Consider the following 12,519-nt stretch of genomic DNA (forward strand, 5'->3'; position numbering starts at 1 on the left):
AAAAAGCTACAGCCCCAATTCTGACAAACTGGGGTGTTCGTCAGGTCTTCTGCCTAAGGGCCAATGAAACTTTCTGTCTTTTGCTTCTATCGGCAAATCGTTAATTGAAGCATAACGATTGGTCATCAAGCCATTTTCGTCGAATTGCCAGTTTTCATTGCCGTAGGAACGAAACCAATTTCCGCTATCATCGTGCCACTCGTAGGCATAGCGGACAGCGATTCGGTTGTCAGAGTAAGCCCATAACTCTTTAATCAATCTATAATCGAGCTCCTTATTCCACTTTTCAGACAAAAAGCTTTCTGCCTGCTCGCGTCCATTAATGAAAACAACACGGTTTCGCCATTGGGTATCCAAACTGTATGCTTTTGAAACAGCTTCAGGGTTACGATTATTCCAACCATCTTCAGCTAAACGCACCTTTTGCGTTGCGCTAGCGTGATCAAATGGTGGAACAGGTGGACGTTTTTGCATGCTTATCTCCATAGTGATTAACAAAAAAGTGAAATTGAAAGCTAATAATACATAGACTGCATAAAACCTAAAGAAGCAAATAAGTAAATTAGAAGTTAGTTTTAATCTGATTTTCTAAATTGCTATGTCCAACCTTTACTCCTGCATCAAATCCGCTATCATTTCTCCCTTTAAAAAGGAGTACCGAGTGAAGAAACAAATAGTAAATTTCGCCCTGATTGGATTCTTAGTATTACTTGGCGGCTGCGCTCCGGAAGTCGGCAGCAAAGCATGGTGTGATGACTTGGAAGAAAAGCCAAAAGGTGATTGGTCTGCCAATGAAGCGACTGATTACGCTAAACATTGCATTTTTAAAAGTAGAGACGAAGAATAGCGGTTTGTAAGCGGACAATCGCCGTGAAAGTATCGAGCCGAAGAGATGATTAATAAGCACATTTTTAGTTTACACTGAGCAAGCACATTTATCGCTAAGAACACAGTTACCTCTAAAAACGGCCCTTAGCTAAAACATCAATCTCAAACCTTAAAAAAGGAAAATAGTGTTAGATCTACTTTGGTGGCAATACGCCTTAATTGGCGTAATTTTTGTGTGGAGCGGTTTTGTTCGCAGTGGGCTAGGCTTTGGCGGTGCGGTATTGGCGTTGCCATTTTTATTACTCGTTCTCAACGACCCTCTAGTCTTTTTACCCATTATCTCTATTCATTTGCTCGTGTTCTCCAGTTGGATAGCTGTTCAAGGTGCAAGAACTAACAAAAAACAAGCCGCTCTAGCAAAACAAAGAGGAGAAGCCTTGAATGAGACACAAGGTAATATTGCTTGGGCTTATTTGAGAAAAGCCCTTGGGATTATGATTATCCCAAAGCTGATCGGTGTGTTTGGCTTATTGACCCTACCTGGCGACATCGTGACCATCGTTATTTTCGTTATTGTGGCTATTTTTGCAGTCTCTTATATTCTCAATAAACCCTTTTATTCTAATAACAAAACACTCGACACGCTCTTCTTAATGTTGGGCGGTTACGTGAGCGGCACGTCGCTGATCGGCGCTCCGCTTATCGTCTCAGTGTTTGCGACGAAAGTACCGCGTCATCAGCTACGTGACACTTTATTTGTGCTGTGGTTTATATTGGTCATGATCAAGATGATCTCATTTGTGATTGCGGGTGTCGACTTGCAGTTAGTTCATCAACTTTGGTTATTGCCTTGTGCTTTAATCGGTCATGTTTTTGGGCAGCGTCTGCATGAGCGTATTGTGGAGGCTGAAACGCCGCGCTTTTTCCAATTTGTTGGCATTGCGCTGCTGGTTGTATGTGTATTTGGTATTTATACGAGTTTGATTTTATGATGCGAGTCCACGTAGGATCGCGTTTACGTTGTTGACTTTACAAGACGCTCTTGTGTCCAGTTAATATACTGTTCAATTGGCATTGGCTTGGCGATACCGTAGCCTTGACCAAATTCACAGTTTAATTCAGCAAGCGTTCTCGCTATTGCATCTGTCTCAATGCCTTCAGCAACAACTGGTTTATCGTTTGTGTCCGCGATTGCCAAGATACTTTTGACCAGCAGTAAACTCTCACGATCAGAATTGATGTTTTTTATAAAACTCTGATCAATTTTAAGCTTTGATATGGGCAGGGCATGGAAGTAAGTGAGCGAGGAATAACCCGTTCCAAAATCATCAAGCGAAAATTTGACGCCTAATGCTTCGCACCGAGATAGGATTTTACGAGTAGCATCGAAGTTGTTAATTGATTCCATTTCGAGTATTTCGATTTCAATATATTCACCATCAACATCCCATTTAAATAATAAGGATTGTAATAAATCGGGGAACTGAGGATTTTCGAGTGAACTCGTATTGACGTTTAAACTAAATGGTCCTTGTAAGCCTTTCGCTTTAAAGATTTTACTGTGGGACAGGACGGTATTAATAACCCATTTATCTAACTGCCATTCTAAAGCTGTGTTTTTTATTGCTGCGACAATCTCCAAAGGAGAAACAGGTCCCTCTGGCCTGAACCAGCGCAGCAATGCTTCTGCCCCAAAAAGCTCGCCGTCAGACAAGCGAATTCGTGGTTGATAAAACAATTCAAATTGTTCATTTTCAAGCGCAATTTCAATTTCTTTTAGTAAATGCCGGCGCGACCAGTTGGATTGAAAACGCTCGGTGTCAAAATATCGGACCCTCGATTTGCCTTGCTCCTTGGCTTCGTATAATGCCTGATCGGCGTGGCGCACTAAAATATCAGAGTCTGCATCATCTCGCGGGTAAATAGTTACTCCTATACTCGTAGATATATTGAAGCTGTGCATTTGCGTTTCGCAAGTTCCCTCTATAGCCTGCTTTACTGCAGTGACCGCATCGTCAATATCAGCGTCATTAACACCAAATAGAAAACCAGCGAACTCATCTCCGCCAATTCTTGCAAATAGATCGGAAGGTTTTGTGCAGTTTTTTAGATTGTTTGCGACGTTAACAAGCACTTCATCGCCAATATCATGCCCGCATCGGTCATTGATCAATTTGAAGTTATCAAGATCAATAAACAAGACCACCAAATTCGTCTTTTGCTCATTGGCTAGTAGTAGCGCTGAATCTAGTTTGTCTGAGAAACGCTTTCGATTGGCTAGCCCGGTAAGCTCATCATGATAGGCCATATGCTCTATTTTTTGCTGGGCAATAACCATTTCGGATATATCTTCAGCTGTGCCAATCGTGCGTTCTGCTTGTCCATTTGTGTCATAGTAGGTTACGCCACGTGCCTCTATCCATTTATATGAATCACCTGCTTTAATTCGATAACGAATATTGTATTCGTTGCCTGAGGCAACAGAGTTGCGGTAGCTGTTATCTACAAGTTCTTTATCTTCGTCATAGATTAAATCGAGAAACAATTGATAGTTGGCACTGTTGTATTGCGGGTTAATTTCATAGATAGAGTAAATTTCTTCAGACCAATAAAGAGACTCTGCATTGTGATCTAGTTCCCAAAATCCAACGCCAGATAAGCGCTGAGATTCCCGTCTTCGGCGTTCGGAAATGATTAATTCTTTTGACAATTGGTGTGAGCGATTTTCGGTCATATTTCAACCTTTGAAAGAATGTTTCTGAGTTTGTGCATTTATTCAGTCTCACAACAACAGCGATGTAGGCGATCGAGTTCCAGTATATCAAAGTTTATCGGCCAAAAATCGCAGAGCTTAATTATCATAAGTCCTAGCTCTTGCCTGATCCTCCTAGAGAGTCTATGCTTTTGAACCTAATATACATGTAAAGCATTATGATATTTTGAAGCTTTCACATACCCGAGGTTCTATTTCAATGGCCCTCGCGGATCTTTACCTGTAAGTCCAGTGCAATATTACATGGCTTACAACACGAATTTTCGTCATAAAGGAGAAAACGGTACATGCATGAAATCATCTGCCCACATTGCAATAAAGCATTCAAAATTGACGAAGCGGGATATGCTGATATTTTAAAGCAGGTTCGAGATACTGAGTTTGAAAAACAACTGCACGAGCGCTTGGAATTGGCCGAGAAGGATAAATTGAATGCGGTAGATCTTGCCAAGAGCCAACTCACTAGTGAAATGCAAAGGGTTGCCTCGGAAAAAGATACCGAGATTCAATCGTTAAAGGCAAAATTAGACACGGGTGAAGTTAACAAAAAGCTCGCTGTCAATGAAGCTCTTGATGATATTAAAAAAGAAAGAGATGCATTAGCCAACATGCTTGAACAGATAAAGCGTGACACCATGGCAGCATCAGAGCTAGCTGACGCAAAATTAGCCAAAGAGCTGCTGGAAACTGCGGCAGCAAAAGATAAAGAAATTCAGGATTTACAAGCGAAGCTAGGCACAACGTTACTGGAGCAAAAAGTCGCTATAACCGCCGCAGTAGGTGCGGTCGAAAAAGAGCGTGATGAATTTAAAAACAGTCTCAAGCAAGCTGAACTTGAAAAGCAACTCGCTGAAACATCGCTCAAAGAAAAGTATGAAACACAAATAAAAGACAGAGACGATGCGATTGAACGACTTCGCGATATGAAGGCACGTTTATCTACCAAGATGGTGGGAGAAACTCTCGAACAACACTGTGAAACAGAATTTAATCGTATCAGAGCAACCGCTTTCCCTCGCGCTTATTTCGAAAAAGATAATGATTCAAGGTCTGGCAGTAAAGGCGATTACATTTTTCGGGACTCAGACGAAGCAGCCACTGAAATTGTCTCAATTATGTTTGAGATGAAGAACGAAAACGACACCACTGCAACAAAGAAAAAGAACGAGGACTTTTTCAAGGAACTTGATAAAGATCGAATTGAAAAAGGCTGTGAGTACGCAGTATTGGTCTCTCTTATTGAGCCTGAAAGCGAACTGTACAACTCAGGCATTGTCGATGTGTTTCATCGCTATCCGAAAATGTATGTTGTGCGTCCGCAGTTCTTTCTTCCAATCATTACGCTTTTACGAAATGCGGCGATGAAATCGCTTGAATACAAGAAAGAGCTCGCGCTAGTTAAGGCGCAGAGTGTGGATATCACAAACTTTGAAAATGATCTCGATAATTTTAAGACGGCATTCGCCAAGAATTATGACCTTGCTTCAAGGAAATTTAAAACAGCGATAGATGAAATTGATAAATCTATTGATCATCTACAAAAAACTAAGGATGCATTGCTTAGTACTGATCGTAACCTTCGTCTTGCAAATGACAAGTCTCAAGATGTAACGATTAAGAAGTTAACTCGCCGTAATCCGACAATGGCGGCTAAGTTTGATGAGTTAAATGAGCAAGATTCGTCTGAATCGGAATGATATAAATTAGCAAATTTTGATGTGATAATATGCGGTAGATCATACACGTTTGTTAAGTGCTTTTTTTGCGTCCGCTATGGCTGGTGGGAGGTCCTTGCCTTTGCAAGGATGACGGGTGATGTTTTGACTATGCAATGCAATGCGTTGCTTTGTCACATTGAATATGATTGATATTATAATCCTTATCACAAACTCTTACCTCAAGTTCAAGATATCACCGCCTCAATAGCGCTAACAATCCCCATCGATTTTTTTAGGTTGTGATTCTCAGATGCTAGTACTTTAGACGTACCAAGGCCAATACAGTCAGTGGCACAGATAATCATAATTGTTTTCTTCATCAAGCATTCCTTAAAAATTCGCATTGAAGATGTACTTACTGTAAACCAAGCTCATAACGTAATGTGCGCTTCCTGCCCAAAAGCTTGACGTGAGTCAACGTGACTTCTTAAAAATAGGCTCATCATGCATAAAGAATCATAAAACTATAAAATCTAGATATTACATGGATATCTATGAAACAAAACTCTAATGATAAGGCTCAGGATCCCTCCGCAAAAGCAGCTAATTCGCGAACTCAAGGTGTCGTGCGTTTAACGATTGACGCCGTATTGGCTATCACTGATATTGTTGAATCAGTGCATAAACAAGTAAGTCCGCTTTCCACTGTGAAGTCGACGAGTGAAAAAGAGCAGCTTTCAGGCATTAGTGGATTGGTTTATCGGAACATTCGCAGTGTGACACAGAAATTAGGTTACAAGATTGATGCACCGTTGGCGGCAATAAGCAAGGCATTGGCCTCACAACCAGACTCAGCTACAACACAGGCCTTACTTGCAGCATTAAACGGGGTGCTGGGTGATTATCTTGCTGCTAGCTCAAACCCTTTGGCTATTCAAATGCGCTTTCGAAAAAATGGGCAAGTTCTCGATGATGTTCAGCTGCGCGAAATCGTAAATCAGGGTAATGGCAAGCTGCTGGTGATCATTCATGGTCTGTGTATGAATGATTTGCAATGGTGCAAAGACGGTCATGATCACGGTGTCGAGTTAGCAAAAGAGACGGGTATGGCTTACATCCATCTCCACTATAACTCGGGGCGCCATATTTCTGATAATGGCCAAGAGTTTGCCAGTTTATTGGAGTCTTTGATAGGCCTGTCAGATAAATGTTTAGAAATTAACATATTAGCTCATAGCATGGGCGGCCTAGTATCTCGTAGCGCTTTTCATATTGCCGAAAACAGTGGTTACAAATGGCTCGAACTGCTTAACAAAGTAGTATTTTTAGGTACGCCGCATCATGGAGCTGCTCTTGAAAAAGCAGGTAACTGGATTGATTTGATTTTAGGTGCTCATTCATATACGGCGCCCTTTGCTCGCTTAGGTAAATTACGCAGCGCAGGTATTACTGATTTACGCTATGGTAATGTGCAGGAGTTGGATTGGCATGCTGTTGACAGGTTTGCATTCACTGGCGACCGACGTTTGCCTCTACCTTTACCTAAAAATGTGCAGTGCTTTGCAGTAGCAACGAGTGCTAAAAATAGTATTAATTATCCTCTGGGTGATGGGCTGGTAAGGATAAAAAGTGCATTAGGTGAACACCCTGATCCGGCGTTTGATTTACATATTCCAGAAAATAGAAAATGGGTCGGTACTACCATCAACCATAAGCAATTATTGAGCTCTCCTGAGGTTTATGAGGTTTTAAAAAATTGGTTTGAGATAGCCTGAGCGCTTAAGGTGCATTGCTTTATTATTCTCATCGCTTAGCATGCGCATGGTCTGGATTTGATGCATCCAGCTCAAGATAAGTGCTAATAAATGCTCTTAATAAAATTGAAAAAACTTTCAAGTTACGTCTACACTTAAGTATCGAAACGATAGTTTGTCGAGGTTGTCACCATGTCAAACAAACTAAACGCACTGGATCTCGCGTTTTTGTCTTTGGAAAAGCAATCCACACCGGTAAACGTGGCCAGTTTGACTATTTTTGAAATTCCGAAGAATTATAAAGGAAATTTTCCACTCGATTTATTGGCAAAATTACAAAGCCAAGTAGCTAAGCCACCTTTCAATCAAAAGCTAAGTTCAGTGCACAGTGCTGCACTCCCAAGTTGGGAACTCGACACAAATTTTGATATACATCATCACGTACGACATTCAGCACTGCCACTGCCAGGTAAATTGGATGATTTACTAGAGCTAACATCGCGCTTACACAGTCAACTATTAGATCGTAAACGACCATTATGGGAATTTCATCTGATTGAGGGTTTGGAACATAACCAGTTTGCCATGTATCTTAAGATGCATCATGCCGTGATCGATGGCATGGGTGGCATTGAATTAATGGAAAATTGGTTTAGTTTATATGCTGATGAAGAAATTAAAGCTCCTTGGGCTTGCATGCCAAATCATCGAAAAAGCCGTGGATTTCAACTTCCCGGATTGCTAGGAAAAACTTCGCAACTAGCTGGAAAAATCGCTGCTAATTCAAAAATGGTGCAAGGCCTGTCAAAGATGATCATAGGGCAGGGGCTCAAAGCCATCGGTCTTGATAACAATATGTCTCCGGTGCCTTTTAGTGCGCCGCACTCCATGTTCAATGTGCCAATTACCGGTTCTCGCTGTTTTGTGGTTAAAACGTTATCTCTTACAGAGTTAGAAGCCTTGGGAAAACAGGCTAATGCCACGATAAACGATATTATACTTGCCCTTTGCTCTGGTGCATTGCGCAGATATCTAATGGAAAAACGGGCATTACCTAATAAGTCACTGATTGCTTCTGTTCCGGTTTCTGTACGCCAAGCGAGGGACTTAGGGAATCAAATTACCTATGTGATGGCAAATTTGGCCACTGACGAGCCCGACACCATGACGCGTCTTGCTATGATTGGTCAATCAACTCAAGACGCAAAACGAGAACTAGCAGATGTGTCTGCCGCTGCCGCCACTAATTTTGCTTTCTTAGCCCAAGGCGCAGTAGCGGTGATGAATCAATTAAATATATCTAGCATCATTCCGCCAGCAGCGAATATCATCATATCGAACGTGCCAGGACCAAGGAAACCTTTGTATTTTGGTCAAGCGAAGTTGAAAGCTACCTATCCATTATCCGTTTTAGTTGATGGCCAAGCACTAAACATAACTGTAGTCAGTTATTGCGATGTTATCGGTTTTGGATTAATGGCTTGCAGTGACATTATTCCCGACGTCAGTTTGATTGCTAATTATATTGAATCTGGAATTGATGATATCAAAGGAGGTATTTATTTAAGAAACTTAATGCAGGAGGCCAAAAGCTAGCAAACTATAAATTGTGGTAAAGTAGAACGGTGGGACATACCTTGCCAATCTAACTTTAGCCACAAATGACTGATAGTAAAGCAAGACAGGGTAGGTCCATTTCATTAAACTTATACTGCGAATTAAAAACTACGGTGCTTTTTTAGAACTGACTTTAGTTGCTGATTTTACTGATTTTTTTGCTGCTGTCTTTTTCACTGCAGCCGCTTTTGGTTTTGCTTTAATCGTCGCTTTCTTTGTTGCTGCAGTCGCCTTCGTCTTAGAAGTCGTTTTCGGTGTTGCTTTCACGGCTTTTTGTTGCACAGGCTTAACAGACGGGGATGTAGCATCCCGTTTTTCAATTAATTTAACAACAACTGTTGTAAGATGATCGACAGTCGCGTTTAGTTCCGCTAGCTTTTTTTCCTGTAATTCCGTAGAGCCTATACCAAAAAACTTTTTACTTCTTTTCTCTATATCGTTTTTTGTATCTGTAATGTTGCCTTGCATTTCTTCTCCTCGCTTGAGGAGCTCATTGTAAAGGCGATTTGACTTTTCTTGGGCGGCATCAATTGATTTACCCAATACTTTTAAACTGCTTTCGATAGAGCCTAAGCCTGCCAACCAGGCATTTCGTGCCATGTCTTCAAAAGTGTCTTTAGTTGACATTGTTGTTCTCCTGTAAAATAAAATATGATTTAAGAAATTTTATTGACCGCAGCTGTTAGCGCATCTACTTTTTTTGTTAGTTTATCAATCTTTGCATCTATATCTGAGGTATCAAGACCAAGCGTTTTACGCACGTCTTCAACTCGTTTTCCGACAGACCCGTTTGCTTTCAATTTCTTTTTGGTATCAGCTTCAAGTTTCTCGCCTTTGGAAACTAAATCTTCAAAAAGATGACTCGTTTCATTGTTGAGTTTTTCATATTGGCTTTGTATTTCTTCAAACCCCTTACCATAAGCGCCAAGGCCGGCTAACCATATTTTGCGTGCTACTTCTTCAGCCGTTTCAAAAGTATCGTTTGCTCTTTCTGATTTAGTCATTTCTTCTCTCCATTAATAGTAAATAAGCTTGGGTAAATCGCTTTTCCCATTTAAATATAGTCAAGATTAATAGAAGCTGCATACTAAAATTGTATAAAATTTAAACTGACTGATGTTTTTCCTGCGGACAGAACGTCATCCTAATTGCTACGCTTCGCCAACAAATGCATGATTAAAGGTTGTTCTCACAAAAATAGAAGACACGCTCGCCAAAGGAGCTACAGCAAGCAAAATAAGTCGGAAGACTCAAACTAAGATAGTGATAAGGAAAGACAATCCTTAGGAGAAAGCAAGCGTTTTGGATGGTTAGTTAGACTAATCTATTTCTGGTAGCGGGTTTTCAGCGGGTCCACTTGCCGAAAACAATGAATGCATTAATGCTCTCTCTCTACTAATAATCGGATCAATAAAAGCATGCACTTCACCGAGTTTTTTAAAGGATTTAAAGCCTTTTTCTAAAAAATGATGCAAACTTTCGACACCAGCGACTTTTGCGGGCTTTCGAGATAACATCAACATGGTTGAAACACCTGTAATTTTAACTACTTGCGCTAAATCTAAACCAAGATCTTCAAGCAACTGTATTTGTTCCTCGCGTTTAGACTGATTATCAGACCAGCGATAACAATCAAAGTAGTTGCGACGATTTACCGCTTTACCATCCAGCTTTTGCACTAAGGCAATATCAAGCTCCAACGAAAGGCAATTTAGCCTAAGCGCTGCTTGCAATGATTTTAAACCTTTTTCAGGCAATACCTTAGCCATCTTAGGGACTACTCGTGCAAGTTCCATATCGCGCTGAGCAAAATCTTTTGGACCATATATTTCATCGATAAAAAACTGCATAGCCGGTTTAAAACGCTTGGAGTCCCATAAATCAGCATGAGTAACTAATAATCGTTTGGTTTGCCAAGCCTGCAACTCTCGAATAGCTTGAGTCAAATTCTGTTGCTCGACCAGCAAATGTAGTTGTTCTGCTTCTTGCAGATCTCGTATTATTTTTTCTAACATATTTGACATAGGCTATGTAAATACTGCTCCTTTATCGGTAAATTTATCCACACTTCGTTAATAAAGGTACGCACTAATATTCATTCAAACAAGATCTTTCAGAGAATTTAATCGTTTTATTCCCGCCTAAACAACACAATATATAGCCATTAATTTTCGCAGGGGGTGCGGTTTTAGTATTTGTGCCTAAAGAACATACCAAATAAAAGTGATTATTTATTGAGCTCTATGAGCCAGAATTTCTGGAGTATCTAGCTTTGTTGCTTATACTCAATAACAACAAGAACATTATTTTCAGGAGTTTTTTCTATGTTGTCGATATCTGCCAATCTCACTCTTTACCGCTTGGAACGTAAAATGCGTCGAGCCCAAAGTTATGCCGATTGGAAGCAGGCCGCTCTTGAACACGATTCTGTTTCTGGTCTTGAATCGTGGAAGCAGAAAGAAGCATCAAATAGTTACGATTACCTAAATATTCGGAGCAGAGTCGACACGATCAAAAAACTCAGAAAAGAAAAGGATGATATTGGTTTATTGTTCGCACTTAATGAGGGGATCCACGGAAATCAAGGAGGAATGGGTAAACCTATCCTTTATAAATTGGCGAAATTTGGCACAAAACACCTGATTGAAGAATATGTTAACGAAATAGTCGATGCACTTGAACATATTTCAAACCTAAGCGAAACGGATGATATAACTCGAGAAGATAAGCTTGATTTTTTTACACGTGCGAGCCTTTGCTTTGGCCACTCTGCGCTGATGCTGAGTGGCGCGGGCTCACTTGGTTATTTTCATCTTGGTGTAATTAAGGCTTTATTTGAACATCAGATCTTGCCTAACGTCGTGTCTGGATCAAGCGCGGGCTCCATATTTGCGGCGGTGCTAGGAACCCACACAGATGAAGAACTGGATTTCTTTTTTAGCGGTGACATGCTGTTAGAGCCTTTGCAGCTCAATATTGATAGTAAGCCCAAGCGTTTAGTTCGGGAACGGATGGACTCAACGTCATTGGGTTTGACATTGGAGACAGTAATTCCTGATATCACTTTTCAGGAAGCATATGAGAAAACAGGCAGAATGATTAGTATCACTATCGCACCCTTAGAAGAGCACCAGACGTCCAGACTGATGAATGCGGTAACATCTCCTAATGTCTATGTGCGTAGCGCCGTAATGGCGTCCTGTGCTGTGCCCGGTGTTTTTCCACCTGTTATGCTAATGGCTAAAAATGTTTATGGAGAGCGTCAACCCTATCTGCCAAATAGGTTATGGATCGACGGGGCTGTAACGGATGATTTACCAGCAAAAAGATTAGCCAGGCTGTATGGTGTTAACCACTATATCGTGAGTCAGGCAAATCCACTAGCGCTCGCCATTCTTAAGGGTGAGCAATATATGCCGATTCCAAAAAGTGCAAAAAATATTATTCGTTTTTCCTCTCATGAATTACTAAAAAGTACGGAACAGTTTAGTCGACGTTATCTGCGTAAAGTTCCGGATATTGGTAAAGTTATTAATATGTTTTATTCCGTTTTTGCACAAGATTATAAAGGTGATGTCAATATTGTACCGAACTTTACTTTTGTTAGTCCTGAAAAGCTCTTAGGTCATCTAACTTCGGATGAAATCAGGGAGCTAGTCGCAGAGGGGGAGCGCTCTACCTGGCCAGAATTAGAGCATATTAGAATTTGCTCGAACATTGCTAAAAAATTAGAACAAATAATGGATCATCACTCTGATCACGACATAAGACGCTTCTACAAGGTGAAACACCGAAAATTGGTACGCTCAAGGTCGACGAAGCGTTCATCCAAAGTAAATGACGATAGTTAATAGAAAGCCCGAAAAGACTACTTTCAAAAACGAAGTTA

Annotated in this window: 12 protein-coding genes; 6 read left to right on the plus strand and 6 right to left on the minus strand. The window is 40.7% G+C overall.

The window, feature by feature from the left end:
* Positions 1–6: 6 nt before the first annotated feature.
* Positions 7–474, minus strand: coding sequence for a nuclear transport factor 2 family protein (locus GNIT_RS06070; RefSeq protein ID WP_014108279.1), 468 nt, complete (start codon positions 472–474; stop codon positions 7–9).
* A gap of 187 nt (positions 475–661) precedes the next feature.
* Here GNIT_RS06070 and GNIT_RS06075 point away from each other — a divergent pair, with 187 nt between their 5' ends.
* Both GNIT_RS06075 and GNIT_RS06080 read left to right on the plus strand, forming a co-directional pair.
* The gene (locus GNIT_RS06075) at positions 662–847 is read left to right on the plus strand and encodes a DUF3012 domain-containing protein (RefSeq protein WP_014108280.1); all 186 of its coding nucleotides are present in this window, start codon (positions 662–664) and stop codon (positions 845–847) included.
* Positions 848–1,013: 166 nt separating this feature from the next.
* Positions 1,014–1,820, plus strand: coding sequence for a TSUP family transporter (locus GNIT_RS06080; RefSeq protein ID WP_014108281.1), 807 nt, complete (start codon positions 1,014–1,016; stop codon positions 1,818–1,820).
* 23 nt (positions 1,821–1,843) lie between these two features.
* Here the strand turns inward: GNIT_RS06080 and GNIT_RS06085 are convergent, their stop codons facing one another.
* A complete protein-coding gene (locus tag GNIT_RS06085) occupies positions 1,844–3,562 on the minus strand; it encodes a bifunctional diguanylate cyclase/phosphodiesterase (RefSeq protein WP_014108282.1) in 1,719 nt (572 codons plus the stop codon).
* A 326-nt stretch (positions 3,563–3,888) separates the two neighbouring features.
* Here GNIT_RS06085 and GNIT_RS06090 point away from each other — a divergent pair, with 326 nt between their 5' ends.
* The gene (locus GNIT_RS06090; protein ID WP_014108283.1) at positions 3,889–5,298 is read left to right on the plus strand and encodes a DUF2130 domain-containing protein; all 1,410 of its coding nucleotides are present in this window, start codon (positions 3,889–3,891) and stop codon (positions 5,296–5,298) included.
* Positions 5,299–5,504: 206 nt separating this feature from the next.
* On the opposite strand, the gene GNIT_RS18460 is transcribed toward GNIT_RS06090, so the two are convergent.
* Entirely contained in the window at positions 5,505–5,639 is a 135-nt protein-coding gene (locus GNIT_RS18460) for a hypothetical protein (protein WP_014108284.1), read from the minus strand.
* A gap of 174 nt (positions 5,640–5,813) precedes the next feature.
* On the opposite strand from GNIT_RS18460, the gene GNIT_RS06095 reads away from it, so the two are divergent.
* Positions 5,814–7,034: a lipase family alpha/beta hydrolase gene (locus GNIT_RS06095; protein ID WP_014108285.1), complete on the plus strand. Its 1,221-nt coding sequence runs from the start codon at positions 5,814–5,816 to the stop codon at positions 7,032–7,034.
* Between the two features lie 171 nt (positions 7,035–7,205).
* Positions 7,206–8,609: a WS/DGAT/MGAT family O-acyltransferase gene (locus GNIT_RS06100; RefSeq protein WP_014108286.1), complete on the plus strand. Its 1,404-nt coding sequence runs from the start codon at positions 7,206–7,208 to the stop codon at positions 8,607–8,609.
* A gap of 129 nt (positions 8,610–8,738) precedes the next feature.
* Here GNIT_RS06100 and GNIT_RS06105 read toward each other — a convergent pair whose 3' ends face one another.
* The 3 genes from GNIT_RS06105 to GNIT_RS06115 form a co-directional block, all read right to left on the minus strand.
* Positions 8,739–9,257 carry a hypothetical protein gene (locus GNIT_RS06105; RefSeq protein ID WP_014108287.1) on the minus strand — a complete coding sequence of 173 codons (519 nt, stop codon included), beginning with the start codon at positions 9,255–9,257 and terminating at the stop codon, positions 8,739–8,741.
* Between the two features lie 29 nt (positions 9,258–9,286).
* Positions 9,287–9,634: a phasin family protein gene (locus tag GNIT_RS06110; protein ID WP_014108288.1), complete on the minus strand. Its 348-nt coding sequence runs from the start codon at positions 9,632–9,634 to the stop codon at positions 9,287–9,289.
* A gap of 315 nt (positions 9,635–9,949) precedes the next feature.
* Positions 9,950–10,654 carry a DUF8198 family protein gene (locus GNIT_RS06115; protein ID WP_014108289.1) on the minus strand — a complete coding sequence of 235 codons (705 nt, stop codon included), beginning with the start codon at positions 10,652–10,654 and terminating at the stop codon, positions 9,950–9,952.
* Positions 10,655–10,954: 300 nt separating this feature from the next.
* Here GNIT_RS06115 and GNIT_RS06120 point away from each other — a divergent pair, with 300 nt between their 5' ends.
* A complete protein-coding gene (locus GNIT_RS06120) occupies positions 10,955–12,481 on the plus strand; it encodes a DUF3336 domain-containing protein (protein WP_014108290.1) in 1,527 nt (508 codons plus the stop codon).
* Positions 12,482–12,519 lie beyond the last annotated feature (38 nt).

This window comes from Glaciecola nitratireducens FR1064 (assembly GCF_000226565.1).
GTDB lineage: Bacteria > Pseudomonadota > Gammaproteobacteria > Enterobacterales > Alteromonadaceae > Glaciecola > Glaciecola nitratireducens.